Consider the following 19683-nt stretch of genomic DNA (forward strand, 5'->3'; position numbering starts at 1 on the left):
CCTGAGGGAGAGGGAGTTGGCCCAGTGCAAGCGGCAGGAACCTAAGCCAATCTTTCGCTTTGAGCTGATTCGGGGTCTAGATAGGCACAAACTCAATCTGTGGCACGTTCTGTCCCCTCTCCTGGGGGAGAGGGCTAGGGTGAGGGCGTCTGGATTACCAACCGCTCAGAAAGCTGAACACCAGCCAGAACAGACAAATGACGGTGATACCAGTCAGCAGCAGTGTGAGGAACAAACGCCCGCGCAGCACCACGCTGAAGACGATACCCAGCAGCACGGAAGCTGGCATCAAAGCCAGGAAAAATGGCCAGGTATAGAGAAGGAAAAACAAGGTGTTAGAGCCGTAAACCAGAAAAGGCACGGTAAACGCCAACCAATAGAAGACAAAGCCGCTGGTACCGCCCAAAAACGAATATGAGGGTTCCTCTGGCTCGAGTTGGCTATCAATCACTAGTGGCGTGGCATTTTGCATAGCGTTCCCTGGTCTATTGGCTCGCTCTGCGGCGACTTACTAGAGTAAAAAGCGCGTGGCTGGATCACGCCACGCGCTTTTTGCGAATTCAGGGTTTGATAATAGCCTGACCACGCAGCAGGTCTAACAATTGCGCGGTCAAATTTGTTACCAATTGTTCACCATTAAGCCGGATATCCGGCCGTTCCGGCGCTTCATACACCGAGTCGATACCGGTGAAATTACGCAGTTCACCAGCGCGGGCCTTTTTGTACAATCCTTTCGGATCGCGAGCCTCACAAATCGCCAGCGGGGTGTCGACAAACACTTCGATAAACTGCCCCTCTGCCAACATTTCCCGCACCATCTGCCGTTCAGCACGGTGCGGTGAGATAAATGCCGTCAACACCACCAGCCCGGCATCCACCATCAGTTTCGCCACTTCACCCACCCGGCGGATGTTCTCACGCCGATCGTCGTCGGAGAACCCCAAGTCGCGGCACAGGCCGTGGCGCACATTGTCGCCATCCAGCAGATAGGTGCTGACCCCCAACTGGTGCAACGCCTGTTCCAATGCCCCGGCCACGGTCGATTTCCCCGAACCAGACAGGCCGGTAAACCACAGCACCACGCCCTGATGATCGTTCGCGGCTTCACGCTCCGCACGCGTTACCGCATGCGGGTGCCACACGACGTTGTCGTCTTTCGCTAACTCAGCCTCGGCCACGTTAATTCCCCTTCAGCAGGTCACGCGCACCCCAGTGTGGGAAATGCTTGCGTACCAAGGCATTCAACTCCAGTTCAAAGGCGCTGAAATTGCCCACCGCTGCCAGATTATCCTGCTGCAAGGCTTCGCGGATCAACCCCGCGCCAACCGTGACGTTAGTCAAACGATCGATAAAGATCAGGCCGCCGGTATCATGATTCTGTTGATAGCTGTCCAGCACCAGCGGTTCGTCGAAGGTCAGCTCCACCAGCCCAATGCCGTTCAAAGGCAACACATCGGCCTGATGCTGCGACAGCGAGTTAATCTCCACCTGATGGCGAATGCTCTCAACGCGGGCGCGGGTTTTCTTCCCGGCTACCTTGATGTCGTAGCTTTGGCCCGGCAACAGCGGCTGTTCTGCCATCCATACCACGTCTGCCAAGGCACTTTGCGTGGCCTGTAAGGTTTCGCTGGCATCCACCAGCAGGTCGCCCCGGCTGATATCGACTTCGTCTTTCAGCACCAGCGTGATCGCTTCACCCGGCCCCGCCTCCTGCAGATCGCCATCAAAGGTCACGATACGCGCCACGGAGGATTCAACGCCAGACGGCAGCACCTTGATGCGCTGGCCCACGCGGACCACACCGGCAGACAACGTACCGGCATAACCGCGGAAATCGAGATTCGGGCGGTTGACGTATTGTACCGGGAAACGCAGCGGCTGATGTTCACGCTCGCTGATCACATCCACGCTTTCCAACACTTCCAGCAGCGTCGGGCCGCTGTACCAAGGCATCTGTGTGCTCTGGGTAGCGACGTTGTCCCCGTCCAGTGCCGACAACGGGACGAATTTAATCTCCAGGTCGTTGGGCAACTGCTCGGCGAAGGTCAGGTAGTCCTGTTTGAACTGTTCAAACACCGCCTGGCTGTAATCCACCAGGTCCATTTTGTTCACCGCCACCACCAGATGGCGAATGCCGAGCAATGTAGCAATGAAGCTGTGGCGACGGGTCTGGTCCAGCACGCCCTTGCGCGCATCGATCAGCAGGATCGCCAAGTCACAGGTCGAAGCACCGGTAGCCATATTGCGGGTGTACTGCTCGTGCCCCGGCGTATCGGCGATGATGAATTTGCGCTTTTCGGTCGAAAAATAGCGGTAGGCCACGTCGATGGTAATGCCCTGCTCACGTTCTGCCTGCAGGCCATCCACCAGCAAGGCCAGATCGAGCTTCTCCCCTTGGGTGCCGATGCGTTTGCTGTCGGTATGCAAGGTTGAGAGCTGATCTTCGTAGATCTGGCGGGTATCGTGCAGCAAGCGGCCAATCAGGGTACTTTTGCCGTCGTCCACGCTGCCGCAGGTCAGGAAGCGTAGCAGGCTCTTGTGCTGCTGCGCGTGCAGGTAGGCTTCTACCCCGCCCTGTTCGGCGATTTGTTGTGCAATAACGTTGTTCATTCCGGCGGCTCCTTAGAAATACCCTTGGCGCTTTTTCAGCTCCATCGAACCGGACTGATCGCGGTCGATCATGCGGCCCTGACGTTCGCTGGTGGTGGAAACCAGCATTTCCTCGATGATCTCCGGCAACGTCTGCGCAGAAGAATCCACCGCGCCGGTCAACGGCCAGCAGCCGAGGGTACGGAACCGCACCATACGCTGGCTGATCACCTCACCCGGTTGCAGATCGATACGATCGTCATCCACCATCATCAGCATGCCGTCGCGTTCCACCACCGGACGTGGTTTGGCCAGGTAGAGCGGAACGATGTCGATCTTCTCCAGGAAGATATATTGCCAGATATCCAGCTCGGTCCAGTTCGACAGCGGGAACACGCGGATGCTTTCGCCCTTGTTGATCTGGCCGTTATAGTTGTGCCACAGCTCTGGACGCTGGTTTTTCGGATCCCAACGGTGGAAGCGATCGCGGAAAGAGTAGATACGCTCTTTGGCGCGGGATTTCTCTTCGTCACGGCGTGCGCCACCGAAAGCAGCATCAAAGCCGTATTTGTTCAGCGCCTGCTTGAGCCCTTCGGTTTTCATGATATCGGTATGCTTGGCGCTGCCGTGGACAAACGGGTTAATCCCCATCGCCACCCCTTCCGGGTTTTTATGGATCAGCAGCTCGAAACCGTACTCTTTGGCGGTACGATCGCGGAATTGGTACATTTCGTTGAATTTCCAGCCGGTATCCACATGCAGCAGTGGGAACGGCAGCGTGCCCGGGTAGAACGCCTTGCGTGCCAGATGCAGCATCACCGAGGAGTCTTTACCGATGGAATAGAGCATCACCGGATTGCCGAATTCGGCGGCCACTTCACGGATGATATGGATGCTCTCCGCCTCCAATTGCCGCAAATGAGTGAGTCGTTTTTGGTCCATAACAGATCCTTTAAGCCAAATTCACGACGGCCGGGCGCGCTGCCACTGCCGTCTGCGATTGATGCCCAAACCAGGCGATTTGATGATGTAATTCCACCACTTCACCGATCACCAGCAGCGCCGGTAACGGGGCCTGCCGAGTTAATTGTTCCAGCTGTTGCAAGGTGCCAGTCTGCACCTGTTGATCGGCCCGCGTGCCCCGGCTGATCACTGCGACTGGCGTATCCGCATCGCGACCATGGGCGATCAGGTTGCGGCTGATATCCGCCGCCTTCATGGTGCCCATGTAGATCGCCAACGTCTGACGCGCCCGCGCCAAAGCGGGCCAATCCAAGCCGTCGTCATCGTCACGGCAATGGCCGGTAATAAAGGTCACGCTTTGGGCGTGATCGCGGTGCGTTAGCGGAATACCTGCATAGGCCGTAGCCCCTGCGGCAGCGGTTACGCCCGGCACCACCTGGAAGGGGATCCCGGCAGCGGCGGCCACCTGTAACTCTTCGCCACCCCGGCCAAAGATAAAGGGATCGCCGCCTTTTAACCGCACTACCCGTTTGCCCTGCTGCGCCAATTCCACCAGCAACCGATTGGTCTCTTCCTGGATCACCGAGTGCGCGCCCGCGCGTTTGCCCACGCAGATACGCTCGGCGTCGCGACGCACCAAATCCAGCGTCTCTTCGCTCACCAGGTGGTCGTAAAGCACCACGTCAGCCTGCTGCATCACCTGCAGCCCGCGTAGGGTTAACAAACCGACATCGCCCGGACCTGCCCCGACCAGTGCGATCTCACCTTGCGCCCCCTCATTACCCTGCGCAAAAGCCGTTAAATCCTGTTCCAACTGCTGCTGCGCCTGATCCGTCTGACCATTCGCCACCAAAGTCGCGAAACGGCCATTGAAGGTTTTCTCCCAGAAACGGCGTCTGGCCCCGATGGAAACCAGCCGTTGCTTCACTTTGCCACGTAACCCTCCGGCCAGTTCTGCCATCTGCCCCAGGCTGGCGGGCAACAACGCCTCCAGCTTCTCACGTAACATCCGCGCCAATACCGGTGCCTGGCCGCTAGATGACACGGCCACCACCAACGGTGAACGATCGATAATCGACGGGAAGATAAAGGAGCAGCGCGGTTGGTCATCCACCACGTTGGCCAACACGCGGCGTTTATCCGCTTCGGCATACACCTCGGCGTTCAGCGCGCTATCGTCGGTAGCGGCAATTACCAGAAAGACGTCGTCTAACTGCTGCGGCACAAAGTTCTGCCCCAGCCACTCAACGCGCCCTTGCTGGTGTTGGTGCTCCAGCTCCGCTAAGAGCGCCTGCGCCACGATCCGCACTTCGGCCCCTGCGCGTAGCAGGAGGTCAACTTTGCGTGCAGCCACTTCGCCGCCGCCAACCACCAGCACCGGGCGTTGTTTCAGGTCGGCAAATATTGGTAGATAGTCCACAACGGCCTTTTCATATAACAGATTGATAGGGTGACTATACGGCGTGCGATTTGCCCCCTGAAATGACGAAAAGGCATGAGATGTTCTTAAAAGGAATAAGGCTGTTGGCAGTGCGCCTAACTCGCTGTACGTATTGAGGTTACAGGTGTGGGTTAACAGGGTTGCTTGATGTTGCCCTATGGTCAAACATGTTCCCCCAGACATGGATAGCAGCCGCTATCTCAGACAAAAATAGGACGCGAAGAAATTGTCTTATCGCCCGTAGCGTCCCATACTGAACATCGCAAAAATAATCGGCATCACCGCTGTCAGAGAAGGATTTTTCGGTATGTTTTCCCGCTTGTGCCTGAGAGCAGGGCTGTTGCTAGTCGCTCTCGGCAGTGCTGTAAGCGTTTCGGCCGCTACCAAACCCGTAAAAGAAGCCCCGATGGGCCAGTTCGCCGCTAAACAGATCCGCCATATCGCTACCTACTTCCCCGGCCGCATGGCGGGCAGCCCGGCAGAATTACTGGCCGCAGATTACCTGAAACAGCAGTTTACCGAGATGGGCTACCCGGCTGATACCCGCACCTTTGACGCCCGTTATCTTTACACTAACAAAGATACCAGTGAAAACTGGCGCAAGATCAGCGTCACCTCGGTGATTGCCACCAAAAAGGGTGAGCGGCCCCAACAGGTCATCATCATGGCGCACTTCGATACCTATACCCCGCTTAGCGATGATGAGGTAGATAATAATCTCGGTGGCCTGACGCTACAGGGGGTCGATGACAATGCCTCCGGCGTGGGTGTGATGCTGGAGTTGGCTAATCGGCTGAAAAATATCCCCACCACCTATAGCCTGCGCTTTGTAGCCATGAGTGGTGAAGAACTAAAGTCAGTAGGCGCTAAAAACTACCTTGGCCGAATGACGCAGGAAGAGCGTAACAACACGCTGCTGGTGATTAACCTCGACAGCCTGATCACCGGCGATCGCCTCTATTTCCATTCCGGGCGTAACACCGAGCCGGAAGTGGTGGCCAGATCCCGCGATCGTGCGCTGAGCATCGCCCACCGTTATGGCATTGAAGCGGCCATCAACCTAGGCAGCAAAGGTTTTCCAACCGGCACCGGTTGCTGTTCCGATCAGATTGTCTTCGATAACGCCAAAATTCCGGTGATGGCGGTAGAAGCCACCAACTGGTCGCTGGGGGATAAGGACGGCTATCAGCAGCGTGCTGTCAGCCCCAGCTTCCCGCAGGGCATTACCTGGCATCGCCCCCAATACGACAATCTGCAATATCTGGAAACCCACCTGCCTGGGCGGATCGACAAACGCAGCCGCGACAGCGTGCGGATCCTGTTACCGTTGGTAAAAGAATGGGTGCAGGCGCATCCTGCTCCAGAGCAGAAGAAGAAAAAGAAGAAGTAGTACGTTACAGCCCCTCACCCTAATCCTCTCCCACAGGGAGAGGGACCGATCGAGTCAGGCTGAAAGTGAGTGATTCATTATGAACACCGAGTAACTCGCCTCAGCTAAGAGTGAACTTCTTTCTCCCAACAGAGCAGTGACTGTCAGCTCCCTCTCCCTGTGGGAGAGGGTTAGGGACATCAACCTTCGTGCAGACCACACTCGCGCTTCAGGCCGAAGAAGCGGGTCTCTTCCTCGCTCATGCCTTCCTCCCATTTACGGGTGGTGTGGGTATCGCCGACCGACAGGTAGCCCTGATCCCACAGCGGGTGGTAGCTCAGGCCATGCTCGGTGAGATAGTGGTAAATCTGGCGGTTATCCCAGTCGATGATCGGCAGGATCTTGAACACCCCGCGTTGCACCGCCAGCACCGGCAGATTGGCTCGGCTGCCCGATTGCTCACGGCGCAGGCCGGCAAACCAGGTTTGCGCACCTAGCGTTTCCAGCGCGCGGTTCATCGGTTCAACTTTGTTGATTTGGTTGTACCGCTCAATGCCCTCAACGCCCTGCTCCCACAGCTTGCCGTAGCGCGCCTCTTGCCAGGCTGGCGAATGCTCGGCGCGGAACACCTGCAGGTTCAGGTTCAGCTTGTCGGCCAGTTGGTCGATAAACTGGTAGGTTTCCGGGAACAGATAGCCCGTATCGGTCAGGATCACCGGGATATCCGGCTTGATGCGCGTGACCAGATGCAGGCACACCGCCGCCTGAATACCAAAGCTAGAGGAAAGCACAAACTCCCCCGGCAGATGTTCCAGCGCCCAGGCAACCCTCTCCTGTGCCGAAAGCTGTTCCAACTGGCCGTTGACGACCGCCAGTGCCAGCGCCTGCCCGGACTTCGGTAGCGCGTTCAGCGCCGCCAGATCCAATTCAGCCATGATGCGATCTCCTGAAAGTGTTGATGTGGCCCCTCACCCTAACCCTAACCCTCTCCCACAGGGAGAGGGGACAGTAAGGTGCACAAACTTAGCTGCTGCACAAAGAGTGAGGAAAGCCAGCAAGGTTATTCCCAGAAATCTTGCGCAGGATCCACCACCGGCCGGATAATCCCGGTACGCACGGTGAAATCGCCAAAGCCTTCGCCAGCGGTGCGTTCTGTTGCCCAACGCCCTACCAGTTGGTCAATGGTCTGCAAAATCTCTTCTTCGTTAATATTTTCCCGATACATGCGCGGAATACGCGTCCCTTCACGGTTACCGCCCAAATGCAGGTTGTAACGGCCAATCGCTTTACCGACCAGGCCAATCTCCGCCAGCAGCGCTCGGCCACAGCCGTTCGGGCAGCCGGTGATACGCAGTACCACGTGCTCATCGCCCACACCATGTCGATGCATGATGCCTTCTACCTTGGTCACAAACTCCGGCAGGAAGCGCTCGGCCTCCGCCATCGCCAGTGGGCAGGTTGGATAGGACACGCAGGCCATCGAGTTCTTGCGCTGCTCGCTGATGCCGTCGTCGATCAGGCCATGCTGGCGCGCCAGGGCTTCAATCTTCGCCTTTTCGCTTTCCGGTACACCGGCCACGATCAGGTTCTGGTTGGCTGTCAGTCGGAAATCGCCCCGATGGATCTTGGCGATCTCGGCCACGCCGGTTTTCAGTGGGCGGCCTGGATAATCCAGCAGGCGACCGTTTTCAATAAACAACGTCAGGTGCCAGTGATTATCAACCCCTTTGACCCAGCCGATGCGATCGCCACGGCCAGTAAACTCGTACGGACGCACCGGCGCAAAGGTGATGCCTGCCCGCTTTTCTACTTCGGCGCGGAAGGTATCAACCCCCACCCGTTCCAGCGTATATTTGGTTTTGGCGTTCTTACGGTCTGTTCGGTTGCCCCAGTCACGCTGAGTGGTCACCACCGCTTCAGCGACGGCCAGCGTGTGTTCCAGCGGAATATAGCCAAACTCACTCGCCGTACGCGCATAGGTCTTCTTGTTGCCATGTTCGATAGACAGGCCACCACCCACCAGCAGGTTAAAGCCCACCAGCTTGCCGTGTTCGGCAATCGCCACAAAGTTCATGTCGTTGGCATGCAGATCCACATCGTTCTGCGGCGGGATCACCACCGTGGTTTTAAACTTGCGCGGCAGGTAAGTAGCGCCCAGGATCGGCTCTTCGTCCGTAGTCGCGACTTTTTCTTTATCCAGCCACACTTCAGCATAGGCACGAGTACGCGGCAGCAGGTGCTCGGAAATTTTCTTCGCCCATTCGTACGCTTCCTGATGCAGCTCCGACTCCACCGGATTCGAGGTGCAAAGTACGTTACGGTTCACGTCGTTAGCCGTCGCCAGCGCATCCAGCCCCAGACGGTTCAACAACTGGTGCACCGGTTTCACGTTGCCTTTGACGATGCCATGGAACTGGAACGTCTGCCGGTTGGTGATACGGATGCTGCCGTACAGCGTACTTTCTGCGGCAAATTTGTCGATCCCCAGCCACTGTTGCGGGGAAATAATCCCGCCCGGCAGGCGGCAGCGCAGCATCATGGCGTGGCGTGGCTCGAGTTTTTGTTCGGCACGTTCGGCGCGAATATCGCGATCGTCCTGCTGGTACATGCCGTGGAAACGGATCAGCAAGAAGTTATCGCCGGTAAAACCGCCAGTCAGACCGTCTTGTAAATCTTCGGCAATGGTTCCGCGCAGGAAGTTACTCTCTTTCTTCAGACGCTCGGCATCGGCCAGTTTGCCTTCAACCACCAGAGGCCCAGGGTGTTTATCACTCATTAGTAAACGTCTCGCTGATAACGGCGCTCAAGGCGCAGCTCGCTTAAGAATTCGTCTGCCAGCTCGGTATCCATGCCACCGTGCTCGGCCACCAGTGCTAACAATGTGTTTTCAACGTCTTTCGCCATGCGGTTGGCATCGCCACAGACATAGATGTGCGCGCCCTGCTGGATCCAGTTCCAGATTTCCGCACCTTGCTCGCGCAGCTTGTCCTGCACATAAACCTTATGTTGCTGATCCCGTGACCAGGCCAGATCGATACGGGTCAGCAAGCCCTCTTTCACATAGCGCTGCCATTCGACCTGGTACAGGAAATCTTCGGTAAAGTGCGGGTTGCCAAAGAACAGCCAGTTCTTACCCCCGGCACCTTCCGCTTCACGCTGCTGCATAAAGGCGCGGAATGGGGCAATACCGGTACCAGGGCCGATCATGATCACCGGCGTTTCCGGGTTGGCAGGCAAGCGGAAGTTGTCATTATGTTCGATAAACACCCGCAGTTCGCCTTCTTCTTCCAGACGATCGGCCAGGAAGCTGGAAGCCCCACCGGCACGGCTGCGGCCATCAATGTCGTAACGCACCACGCCAACGGTGATGTGCACTTCGTTTTCATTATCTGCCTGAGAGGAGGCGATGGAGTACAGACGCGGCGTCAGCGGGCGCAGCAGGCTGAGTAACTGCTCTGCGTTCAGGTCGGCCGGAGCCTGGCGTACCATGTCCACAATTGGAGTGTTATGGGCGTAGTGTTGCAGTTTAGGCTTGTCAGCCAGCAGGCCAATCAGCTTTTCGTCCCGCGATAGTCCGGCATATTTTTCCACGATCGGTGTGGTGTTCTGCGTCAGTTCAAAGTGGCTACGCAAAGCTTCACGCAGTGGCAGGGTTTGCCCCTCAACCTCGACCGGTTCGTCACCTTTCAGCCACAGCAGTTGTACCAGCTCATCCACCAGCGCCGGATCGTTATCAAACCATACGCCCAACGCATCGCCCGGTTGATAACGCAGGCCGGAATCGCCTAAATCGATTTCAATATGGCGCACGTCTTTATCGGAAGCACGGCCAGTGATCTTTTGCTTGGTCGCCAATTGCGCGGTCAGCGGCTGTTCTTTGCTGTAGGGGCTGCTGTCCAGTTGATCGACAGCACCGCTGGCCAATGCCGCCGGAGCGCTGTTTTCCGCTGGCGCTCGAGCCTTCAGGACTTCCACCACCTGCTTACGCCAGGCGATAGCCAGTTCCTGATAATCCACATCCGCATCGATGCGCTCCACCAGGCGCTCGGCCCCCAGCTCGGCCAGCTTGCCATCAAAGTCTTTGCCGGACTGGCAGAAATTCTCATAAGAGCTATCCCCCAGGCCAAACACCGCAAAGGCGGTTTCATTGAGTTTGGGGGCTTTTTTCGAATGCAGGAATTTGTGCAGCGCCACCGCTTCTTCCGCTGGCTCCCCTTCCCCTTGGGTGGAGGCAATCACCACCAACAGGCGCTCCTGGGCGATTTGCTTGAACTTATAGTCACCGGCATTCACCAGGGTGACGCTCAGCTTCGCCGCCAGCAGATCGTCGCGTAGCTGTTCGGCCAGACGGCGTGCGTTACCGGTCTGGGAAGCAGAAATCAGGGTGATGCTGGCCGCAGGGGCCGCTGCAACCGGTACTGAAGCCACGATTTCCGGCTGCTGATTAACCCTGCCCCAGAAGTAACCAGAGAGCCACGCCAGCTGCGTTGGGGAGTACCCGCCAATGACGGCCTGCAAACTCGAGAGCTGTTCGGGGGTCAGCGGGAGCAAAGATGTTGGAGGAACCTGAGTCGTCATCGCGGTACGGATATCCTATGCTTAGCCAGTGTCAGTCGCTGTAATGGTTGTTGTGTAATGTCCTGAAAAGACCAGGAGAGTTTGTAAGGTTACCGAGCGTAATTGCAACGATTAAATAAGGGATAGCAATAATTAATAACCAAAACGACTAAGCAGTTTTCCTGGTAAGGGATAGTGGCTAAATCGTTAGATGTTTATTTTTAATTAATTGATATTTAATGATTAATTTTTTCAAAGTTTGAATGAATCGCATTTAAGGCTGATAACCGCCTCCGATGGGCTCAATCCCGCCCAAATAAAAAAATGCCAGCAGCGCTACATGCTGCCCCCCCTGGATCTCCCCTGAAGCAGCCCAAAAGATAGTAACCAGGGCCGCTTTCCGTTAGTATTCGGCGGTTTTTGAGTCAATGAGGCCGTAATAATGGCAACCACGCTATTTAAAGATTTTCAGTTTGAAGCCGCACACCATCTGCCAAACGTACCGGAGGGCCATAAATGCGGCCGCCTGCACGGGCATTCGTTTATGGTGCGTATTGAAGTGACCGGGGAAGTGGACGCCCACACCGGTTGGGTGATGGATTTTGCCGAGCTGAAGGCCGCTTTCAAGCCGATTTGGCAGCGCCTGGATCACTATAATCTGAACGATATTCCTGGCTTGGAGAACCCGACCAGCGAAGTGCTCGCCGCCTGGATCTGGCAGCAGTTGAAACCGCAGCTGCCAGAATTGTCGGCAGTGATGGTCAAAGAGACCTGTACAGCAGGCTGCGTATATAAAGGTTAACAGGGCAAGGCTCGGGGTGGGGCGATTGGCTCCAGTGCGATCTCCCTCACCCTAACCCTCTCCCCAAGGAGAGGGAACCGATCGAGTTAAGCTGATAGTGTAGTGATGTATCATCAGCACCAGCGGTTGAAGGGAACCCATCGAGTTAAGCTGATAGTGTCATGATGTATCATCAGCACCAGCGGTTGAAGGGAACCCATCGAGTTAAGCTGAAAGTACAGTGATGCATCATCAGCACCAGCGGTTGAAGGGAACCCATCGAGTTAAGCTGAAAGTACAGTGATGCATCATCAGCACCAGCGGTTGAAGGGAACCGATCGAGTTAAGCTGATAGTGTCATGATGTATCATCAGCACCAGCGGTTGAAGGAATGATCCGGGTTGCTGAGATTATCTCTCTTCTCACAACAGAGCAGGGGCTATCAGCTCCCTCTCCCTGTGGGAGAGGGTTGGGGTGAGGGGCAGGTCTTAAGCGATATTCAAATACTTATGCGTCTGCATCGAAAGCCGCCAGTTGCGGGCAATGCAGGTTTCAATACACAACCGCGTCGCCTCTTCTTTCTGGCTGATCGGCTGCAAAGCGATAATGCGGTGTTTTTCGTCGTGCAACGTTGCCAGCAGCTCATCCAATGCCTCAATATCACGTTCACGCCCCACCGGATGCTTGATCTCATCGGCCCGCATCAGCGCCTGCTCTACTACCTTCAAACCACCGCGCATATTCACTTTGGGTGAAACGGTCACCCAGGTATTGGGGGAACAGAGGACTTCATGGGTGCCGCTGGTTTCGATCTGGCAACCGAAGCCTGCATTCTCGAACAGCCTGGTCAACGGGATCAGATCGTAGATGCACGGCTCACCGCCGGTGATCACGATATGGCGTGCGGTATAGCCCTGCTGTTCGACTACCTCCAGCAACTGTTCTGCACTGGCGCTCCCCCAGGCATCACTCTCGGCAGTTTTCACCAGGATGCGTTGCATATCCACTTCCCGATCGGCGTCCTTTTCCCAAGTGTGTTTGGTATCGCACCAGCTGCATCCCACCGGGCAACCCTGTAGGCGAATAAAAATGGCCGGAACGCCGGTGAAATAGCCTTCGCCCTGCAAAGTCTGGAACATCTCATTAATCGGGTACTGCATCGCTTTCTCAATCTGTCTAGGTAAAGACGCATTATCGCAGATCCCGACCGGGCGACCAAACCTGGAAAAGTGTATTAAATTTTGTCCGTTCGACGGTGCCCAGCAGCTTTCTCCGGTTAACCCGCTAATGGGTGACGTTTATTGCAGACTTAACGCCAACCACCAATGTTATCCACCGCTCAAAACAAACATAAAATTAACATTTAAAACAAAAATATTTGACATAAAAGCGCCTGTGACGCAGATGTATAGACAGGCAGGCACAAGTCGGGCGCAGTTCCGACCCTCCATCAACATCACATCTGCGTTAAAGGAAACTATGGCCCATTCCACCGAGTTGAATATTCAGCAGGCTATCGACGACAGTAAATTTTCGCTGTTTCACTGGACCCTGATCATCCTGGGTTTCCTGATCCTGGCAATTGACGGTTACGATACGGCGGCGATGGGCTATATCGCTCCTTCGGTGGCCAAAGACTGGGGGATAGTGAAACAGGATCTGGGGCCGGTATTAAGCGCGGCGCTGCTTGGCCTTTCGTTGGGAGCCCTGGTTGCCGGGCCGATTTCTGACCGCGTTGGCCGCAAACGGGTGCTGGTGTTCTCCTGCCTGTTCTTTGGCCTTTCCAGCCTGGCCACTGCCTACGCGGGTTCACTCAATAGCCTGACGCTGTGGCGCTTCCTCACCGGGCTTGGGCTGGGTGCCGCCATGCCAAACGCCATTACGCTGATCTCCGAATATGCTCCGCAGCGCTGCCGATCGCTGGCCATTAACACCATGTACTGCGGCTTTCCGCTGGGAGCGGCAGGCGGTGGCGCCATCTCTTCCTGGCTGATCCCTGCTTACGGCTGGCACAGCGTGTTGCTGCTGGGGGCCATTGCCCCGCTATTGCTCACCGTGCTGTTGATCCTGCTGCTGCCGGAATCGGTGAAATACATGGTTAACCGTGGTCAGGATGCCGCTAAAATCAAACAGATTGCCCAACGCTTTATCAGCCACAACATCAGCCATATCACCCGTTTCTACCTGTATGAAGACAAGCTGGCCCTGTCGAAGACCAGCGTCGGCCTGCTGTTCAGCCGCCCCTACCTGGTGGGGACACTGATGCTGTGGCTCACCTACTTTATGGGGTTGGTGATCTACTACGTATTGCTGAGCTGGATGCCGCTGTTGATGCAAGGGCTGGGATATCAGCTTGAGCAGTCGGCGATCCTGACGTCGCTGTTCACCTTCGGCGGAACGCTGGGGATCCTGATGGCCGGCTGGTTGATGGACCGCTGGAATGCCCACAAGGTGGTTTCCACCGGCTTTGCCATCAGCGCCCTGCTGATTGTGGCGATGGCCACCGAGGATAGTCAGATCGTGCTGCTCGGCGCCTTTATCTTCCTGATGGGCATCACCATGAACGGCGCGCAATCCGGCCTGCAAACCCTGGCTGCCACCTACTACCCAACGCACAGCCGCGCTACCGGTATTGCCTGGATGCAGGGCATTGGCCGCTTTGGTGGCGTGGCTGGCACCATGATGGCCGCTCACCTACTGGCGATGGATTGGCAGGTACAGAGTATTTTAATGTTCCTGGCTATTCCGGCTCTGTTAGCCAGCCTGGCCACGGTATTTAAAATGACGCGTCCGAGTACACTGCAAACGGCCATCTAACCTATTGATTATATTAATGGGCGCTGTATGCAGCGCCCTACGCATCCTTGCCTCCTCCCCGCCCGTAATACGTTTTTTTTATCGCTCCCGCTTAGTTGTAATCTATATGTAAAATTATTGTGATTTGTCGCTCAAAAATGACACTATTTTAATTCATTTTTGTAGAGTAGCTCACTGTTTTGCCACGTTCGGCTAATGGACTCAATACAAAAAATGGATGTAATCACATGATTTTAAATACAAATAACATTTGCTTATGCCATTTTTCTCAAATTGTCACCGCTGTTGCATATGCTTGTACATACAAGTATATGTTAATAAACCCCACTCATTGTTATGGCCTGTGAGTTGCCGTCATAAGATGAGATTTGTACCGATACTGTTTGAGGAACTAGCTGTGACTGCAAATAACAAAGTTCGCCATGTTGATATTCGCGCGCCCCGCGGCACACAATTAAACGCCAAAAGCTGGCTGACCGAAGCGCCGCTGCGCATGCTGATGAACAACCTCGATCCTGAAGTGGCTGAAAATCCACACGAACTGGTCGTTTATGGCGGTATCGGCCGCGCAGCCCGTGATTGGGACTGTTACGACAAGATTGTTGCCACCCTCAAGACTTTGGAAGACGACGAAACCTTGCTGGTGCAGTCCGGCAAGCCGGTCGGCGTGTTCAAAACGCACAGTAACGCCCCGCGCGTGCTGATTGCCAACTCCAACCTGGTGCCTCACTGGGCAACCTGGGAACACTTTAACGAACTGGATGCCAAGGGCCTGGCGATGTATGGCCAGATGACCGCTGGCAGCTGGATCTACATCGGTAGCCAGGGCATCGTACAAGGCACTTACGAGACCTTCGTCGAAGCTGGCCGCCAGCATTACGACGGCAGCCTGAAAGGCCGCTGGGTGCTGACCGCCGGTCTAGGTGGTATGGGTGGCGCACAACCACTGGCCGCCACTTTGGCTGGAGCCAGTTCACTTAATATCGAATGCCAGCAGAGCCGCATCGATTTCCGCCTGAAAACCCGCTATGTCGATGAGCAGGCCACCGATCTGGATGACGCACTGGCGCGCCTGAAAAAATACTGCGCCGAAGGCAAAGCCATCTCGATTGCCCTGTGTGGCAACGCGGCAGAAATCCTGCCGGAGCTGGTCAAGCGCGGCGTACGCCCGGACATGGTCACCGACCAGACCAGCGCCCACGATCCGCTCAACGGTTACCTGCCAAAAGGCTGGAACTGGGAAGAGTATCGCCGCCGCGCACAAACCGAACCTGCGGTAGTGGTGAAGGCTGCCAAACAGTCGATGGCCGAACACGTAGAAGCCATGCTGGCGTTCCAGAAAATGGGCGTACCTACCTTCGACTACGGCAACAACATCCGCCAGATGGCCAAAGAGATGGGCGTTGATAACGCCTTTGACTTCCCGGGCTTTGTGCCTGCCTATATTCGCCCACTGTTCTGCCGTGGCGTCGGTCCGTTCCGTTGGGCTGCGCTGTCTGGCGATCCGCAGGATATCTACAAGACCGACGCCATGGTCAAAGAGCTGATCCCAGACGATGAGCACCTGCACCGCTGGTTGGATATGGCGCGTGAGCGCATCAGCTTCCAGGGTCTGCCAGCCCGTATCTGCTGGGTCGGCCTGGGCCAGCGTGCCAAGTTGGGCCTGGCGTTTAACGAGATGGTACGCCGCGGCGAACTTTCTGCTCCAATCGTCATTGGCCGTGACCACCTGGATTCCGGCTCAGTTGCCAGCCCGAACCGTGAAACCGAATCAATGAAAGACGGCTCTGATGCCGTATCCGACTGGCCGCTGCTGAACGCCCTGCTCAACACCGCCAGCGGTGCCACCTGGGTGTCTCTGCACCACGGCGGCGGCGTCGGCATGGGCTTCTCCCAACACTCTGGCATGGTGATCGTCTGTGACGGCACCGATGAAGCCGCCGAGCGTATCGCCCGCGTGCTGCATAACGATCCGGCCACCGGCGTCATGCGCCATGCCGATGCGGGTTACGAGATCGCCATCGACTGCGCCCGCGAGCAAGGTCTGAACCTGCCAATGGTTGCCGCTACTCAGGGAGAAAAAGCATGAACGCTCTGACTATCCGCCCAGGTAAGCTGACGCTTGCCGAACTGCGCCAGGTTTATCAGCACCCGGTCACCCTGACGCTGGACGACAACGCCTACGGCGCGATCCAGCAAAGCGTGGCCTGCGTGGAGCGCATTGTGGAAGAGAACCGTACCACTTACGGCATCAATACCGGGTTTGGCCTGCTGGCCTCCACCCGTATCGCCCGCGAAGATTTGGAGAACCTGCAACGTTCCATCGTGCTGTCACATGCGGCCGGTGTAGGTGCGCCTACGGATGACAGCCTGGTGCGCCTGATTATGGTGCTCAAAATCAACAGCCTGTCGCGTGGTTTCTCCGGCATCCGTCTGGAGGTGATCCAGGCGCTGATGGCGCTGGTGAATGCCGAAGTGTATCCGCATATCCCGCTGAAAGGCTCCGTTGGTGCTTCAGGCGATCTGGCCCCACTGGCACACATGAGTCTGGTGTTGTTGGGTGAAGGTAAAGCCCGCTATCAGGGCGAGTGGTTACCGGCTACCGAGGCACTGGCCAAAGCGGGTCTGAAACCGTTAACGCTGGCAGCCAAAGAAGGCTTGGCACTGCTGAACGGCACCCAGGTTTCCGCCGCCTTTGCGCTGCGTGGCCTGTTTGATGCTGAAGATCTGTTTGCTGCCGCCACCGTAACCGGCAGCCTGACCGTGGAAGCCGCACTGGGATCTCGTAGCCCGTTCGATCCACGCATTCACGAAGTACGTGGCCAGCGTGGGCAGATCGACGCCGCCGCCGCTTATCGCCACCTGCTTGGCGCACGTAGCGCCGTGTCAGACTCACACGCCAACTGCGAAAAAGTGCAGGATCCTTACTCCCTGCGCTGCCAACCGCAGGTGATGGGTGCCTGCCTGACGCAGATCCGCCAGGCCGCAGAAGTGCTGGAGATTGAGGCCAACGCCGTTTCCGATAACCCGCTGGTGTTTGCCGAACAGGGCGATGTGCTGTCCGGTGGCAACTTCCACGCCGAACCGGTAGCCATGGCTGCCGATAACCTGGCGCTGGCGTTTGCCGAAATCGGTTCACTCTCCGAGCGCCGTATTTCACTGATGATGGATAAACACATGTCGCAGTTGCCACCGTTCCTGGTGGATAACGGCGGGGTGAACTCCGGCTTTATGATTGCCCAGGTCACCGCCGCCGCGCTGACCAGCGAGAACAAGGCACTGGCACACCCGGCCAGCGTTGACAGTATCCCAACCTCGGCCAACCAGGAAGACCATGTCTCGATGGCACCGGCAGCGGGCCGCCGCCTGTGGGAAATGGCGGATAACGTCCGCGGCATTCTGGCTGTAGAATGGCTAGCGGCCTGTCAGGGGCTGGATCTGCGTAACGGTCTGCAAACCACCGCAGGGCTGGAGCAGGCTCGGCATCTGCTGCGCGAGCATGTCGCCTACTACGATAAGGATCGGTTCTTCGCCCCCGATATCGAAGCAGCCAGCCAACTGTTGGCAGCAGGCCATCTGACCGCGCTGATCCCAGCCACTTTGTTACCTAGCCAGGCGTAACGCCTTTAGGCCGTGCTCCGTCAGTCTGGGGCACGGCCTATTACCCTGCACAATTCGTCCTCTATCCCGCCGGGGTTCGTTCCCCCTGTGCGGATAGCGCTGCCTGTCCGACAACAATATGATTAAAACGGAGAAGCAACATGCGTAATGAGAAACCCCAGCTCCGGCGTGGCCTGAACGCGCGACATATCCGCTTTATGGCCCTGGGTTCGGCCATCGGTACCGGTCTGTTCTATGGTTCCGCTGGCGCTATTCAACTGGCTGGCCCGGCCGTACTGCTTGCCTATCTGGTGGGTGGCGCGGCGGTATTTATGGTAATGCGTGCCTTGGGGGAGATGGCGGTGCATCAGCCCGTCTCCGGCTCGTTCGGCCACTATGCCAGCCATTACCTCGGCCCGCTGGCGGGCTTCCTCACCGGTTGGACTTATACCTTTGAAATGGTGATCGTGGCCCTGGCCGACGTAACGGCCTTCGGCATCTATATGGGGCTATGGTTCCCGGATGTCGCGCAATGGGTCTGGGTGCTGAGCATCATTCTGTTTATCGGCGCGCTTAACCTGTGCAGCGTCAAAGTGTTTGGCGAGATGGAGTTCTGGCTGTCGCTGGTCAAAGTTGCCGCCATCGTGGCGATGATCATTGGTGGGGCCGCCGTGATGTTGTTCGGCTTCGGTGTCACGCAGCAAGCGACCGGCTTCAGCAATCTGTGGCAACACGGCGGCTTTATGCCTAACGGCATCGGTGGCGTTATTGCCTCCCTGGCGGTGGTGATGTTTGCCTTCGGCGGGATTGAAATTATCGGTATCACCGCCAGCGAAGCCAAAGATCCCGCCAAGGTACTGCCCAAGGCGATCAACGCCGTGCCGGTCCGTATCCTGCTGTTCTACGTGCTGACCCTGCTGGTATTGATGTCTATCTATCCGTGGAACAGCATCGGCCAGAACGGTAGCCCGTTTGTCGAGATTTTCAGCCATATGGGCATCAGCTCGGCGGCTAACGTGTTGAACGTAGTGGTGATCACCGCCGCCATCTCCGCAATCAACAGCGACATCTTCGGCGCTGGCCGCATGATGTACGGCATGGCGCAAGATGGGCAAGCACCTAAGGCCTTCACCAAGCTGACCGGTAACGGCGTACCTTGGATGACGGTGTTGGTGATGTCCATTGCCCTGCTGCTGGCCGTAGTGCTCAACTATCTGATGCCCAAACAGATCTTTATCATCATTGCCTCCATCGCCACCTTTGCCACGGTGTGGGTGTGGCTGATGATCCTGCTGTCGCAGATCGCCATGCGCCGCACGCTCACTAAAGATGAAGTGGCCAAACTGAGCTTCCCAGTACCTTGGTGGCCAGTAGCTCCTGCATTGGCAACGGCGTTTATGGTGTTCGTGATCGGCCTGCTCGGATACTTCGAGGAAAGCCGTATCGCGCTGTATGTCGGGCTAGTCTGGGTAGCCTTCCTGACGCTGGCTTATACGCTGTGGGTACGCAAAAAAGGTGGGGAAACCCCTGCCGTAATCTCAACTGAAAGCCACTAAAAACCAGCCC

15 protein-coding genes are annotated in these 19683 nt (G+C 56.7%); 6 read left to right on the forward strand and 9 right to left on the reverse strand.

Annotated elements, in window-relative coordinates; all coding sequences use genetic code 11:
• Positions 1-154: 154 nt before the first annotated feature.
• The 5 genes from ACKWMY_RS06885 to cysG form a co-directional block, all read right to left on the reverse strand.
• Positions 155-472, reverse strand: a complete 318-nt coding sequence (locus tag ACKWMY_RS06885) for a DUF3561 family protein (RefSeq protein ID WP_074032400.1) — start codon at positions 470-472, stop codon at positions 155-157.
• A gap of 88 nt (positions 473-560) precedes the next feature.
• Entirely contained in the window at positions 561-1184 is a 624-nt protein-coding gene (gene cysC / locus ACKWMY_RS06890) for an adenylyl-sulfate kinase (protein WP_143182350.1), read from the reverse strand.
• Positions 1180-2610: a sulfate adenylyltransferase subunit CysN gene (gene cysN / locus ACKWMY_RS06895; protein ID WP_074032403.1), complete on the reverse strand. Its 1431-nt coding sequence runs from the start codon at positions 2608-2610 to the stop codon at positions 1180-1182. Before cysN ends, cysC begins: the two co-directional genes overlap by 5 nt.
• 12 nt (positions 2611-2622) lie before the next feature.
• Positions 2623-3531, reverse strand: coding sequence for a sulfate adenylyltransferase subunit CysD (cysD, locus tag ACKWMY_RS06900; protein ID WP_024485711.1), 909 nt, complete (start codon positions 3529-3531; stop codon positions 2623-2625).
• A 10-nt stretch (positions 3532-3541) separates the two neighbouring features.
• A complete protein-coding gene (cysG, locus tag ACKWMY_RS06905) occupies positions 3542-4972 on the reverse strand; it encodes a siroheme synthase CysG (RefSeq protein ID WP_074032404.1) in 1431 nt (476 codons plus the stop codon).
• A 328-nt stretch (positions 4973-5300) separates the two neighbouring features.
• Here cysG and ACKWMY_RS06910 point away from each other — a divergent pair, with 328 nt between their 5' ends.
• Positions 5301-6383, forward strand: coding sequence for an aminopeptidase (locus ACKWMY_RS06910; protein WP_409486095.1), 1083 nt, complete (start codon positions 5301-5303; stop codon positions 6381-6383).
• Between the two features lie 179 nt (positions 6384-6562).
• Here ACKWMY_RS06910 and cysH read toward each other — a convergent pair whose 3' ends face one another.
• The 3 genes from cysH to cysJ all read right to left on the reverse strand — a co-directional run bounded on the left by cysH (position 6563) and on the right by cysJ (position 10940).
• Complete coding sequence (cysH, locus tag ACKWMY_RS06915) at positions 6563-7297, reverse strand: phosphoadenosine phosphosulfate reductase (protein WP_065687034.1); 735 nt, start codon at positions 7295-7297, stop codon at positions 6563-6565.
• Positions 7298-7422: 125 nt separating this feature from the next.
• On the reverse strand, positions 7423-9138 hold the full coding sequence (cysI, locus tag ACKWMY_RS06920) for an assimilatory sulfite reductase (NADPH) hemoprotein subunit (protein WP_074032408.1): 1716 nt from the start codon (positions 9136-9138) through the stop codon (positions 7423-7425).
• Positions 9138-10940, reverse strand: coding sequence for an NADPH-dependent assimilatory sulfite reductase flavoprotein subunit (gene cysJ, locus ACKWMY_RS06925; RefSeq protein ID WP_409486096.1), 1803 nt, complete (start codon positions 10938-10940; stop codon positions 9138-9140). Before cysJ ends, cysI begins: the two co-directional genes overlap by 1 nt.
• Before the next feature lie 421 nt (positions 10941-11361).
• On the opposite strand from cysJ, the gene queD reads away from it, so the two are divergent.
• A complete protein-coding gene (gene queD / locus ACKWMY_RS06930) occupies positions 11362-11721 on the forward strand; it encodes a 6-carboxytetrahydropterin synthase QueD (protein ID WP_021179400.1) in 360 nt (119 codons plus the stop codon).
• A gap of 467 nt (positions 11722-12188) precedes the next feature.
• On the opposite strand, the gene queE is transcribed toward queD, so the two are convergent.
• The gene (queE, locus tag ACKWMY_RS06935; RefSeq protein WP_024529821.1) at positions 12189-12860 is read right to left on the reverse strand and encodes a 7-carboxy-7-deazaguanine synthase QueE; all 672 of its coding nucleotides are present in this window, start codon (positions 12858-12860) and stop codon (positions 12189-12191) included.
• A 319-nt stretch (positions 12861-13179) separates the two neighbouring features.
• Between queE and ACKWMY_RS06940 the strand changes: the two genes are divergently transcribed.
• From ACKWMY_RS06940 to ACKWMY_RS06955, 4 genes are all read left to right on the forward strand, one after another.
• Positions 13180-14517: an MFS transporter gene (locus tag ACKWMY_RS06940; protein WP_409486097.1), complete on the forward strand. Its 1338-nt coding sequence runs from the start codon at positions 13180-13182 to the stop codon at positions 14515-14517.
• A 397-nt stretch (positions 14518-14914) separates the two neighbouring features.
• On the forward strand, positions 14915-16606 hold the full coding sequence (gene hutU, locus ACKWMY_RS06945) for a urocanate hydratase (RefSeq protein ID WP_024529819.1): 1692 nt from the start codon (positions 14915-14917) through the stop codon (positions 16604-16606).
• A complete protein-coding gene (gene hutH, locus ACKWMY_RS06950; protein WP_024529818.1) occupies positions 16603-18138 on the forward strand; it encodes a histidine ammonia-lyase in 1536 nt (511 codons plus the stop codon). Before hutU ends, hutH begins: the two co-directional genes overlap by 4 nt.
• A 140-nt stretch (positions 18139-18278) precedes the next feature.
• The gene (locus ACKWMY_RS06955) at positions 18279-19673 is read left to right on the forward strand and encodes an amino acid permease (RefSeq protein ID WP_309046867.1); all 1395 of its coding nucleotides are present in this window, start codon (positions 18279-18281) and stop codon (positions 19671-19673) included.
• The last annotated feature ends 10 nt before the right edge of the window (positions 19674-19683 follow it).

The sequence above is a fragment of the Serratia sp. J2 genome, from assembly GCF_046269175.1.
Taxonomy (GTDB): domain Bacteria; phylum Pseudomonadota; class Gammaproteobacteria; order Enterobacterales; family Enterobacteriaceae; genus Chania; species Chania fonticola_C.

Excerpts from the sequence above, each read along its gene's own strand:
- ACKWMY_RS06910 (WP_409486095.1), top strand. The coding sequence starts at position 5,301 with ATGTTTTCCCGCTTGTGCCTGAGAGCAGGGCTGTTGCTAGTCGCTCTC.
- ACKWMY_RS06940 (WP_409486097.1), top strand. The coding sequence starts at position 13,180 with ATGGCCCATTCCACCGAGTTGAATATTCAGCAGGCTATCGACGACAGT.
- ACKWMY_RS06955 (WP_309046867.1), top strand. The coding sequence starts at position 18,279 with ATGCGTAATGAGAAACCCCAGCTCCGGCGTGGCCTGAACGCGCGACAT.
- cysH (WP_065687034.1), bottom strand. The coding sequence starts at position 7,297 with ATGGCTGAATTGGATCTGGCGGCGCTGAACGCGCTACCGAAGTCCGGG.
- ACKWMY_RS06885 (WP_074032400.1), bottom strand. The coding sequence starts at position 472 with ATGCAAAATGCCACGCCACTAGTGATTGATAGCCAACTCGAGCCAGAG.
- hutH (WP_024529818.1), top strand. The coding sequence starts at position 16,603 with ATGAACGCTCTGACTATCCGCCCAGGTAAGCTGACGCTTGCCGAACTG.
- cysN (WP_074032403.1), bottom strand. The coding sequence starts at position 2,610 with ATGAACAACGTTATTGCACAACAAATCGCCGAACAGGGCGGGGTAGAA.
- queE (WP_024529821.1), bottom strand. The coding sequence starts at position 12,860 with ATGCAGTACCCGATTAATGAGATGTTCCAGACTTTGCAGGGCGAAGGC.
- cysI (WP_074032408.1), bottom strand. The coding sequence starts at position 9,138 with ATGAGTGATAAACACCCTGGGCCTCTGGTGGTTGAAGGCAAACTGGCC.
- cysD (WP_024485711.1), bottom strand. The coding sequence starts at position 3,531 with ATGGACCAAAAACGACTCACTCATTTGCGGCAATTGGAGGCGGAGAGC.
- queD (WP_021179400.1), top strand. The coding sequence starts at position 11,362 with ATGGCAACCACGCTATTTAAAGATTTTCAGTTTGAAGCCGCACACCAT.
- cysJ (WP_409486096.1), bottom strand. The coding sequence starts at position 10,940 with ATGACGACTCAGGTTCCTCCAACATCTTTGCTCCCGCTGACCCCCGAA.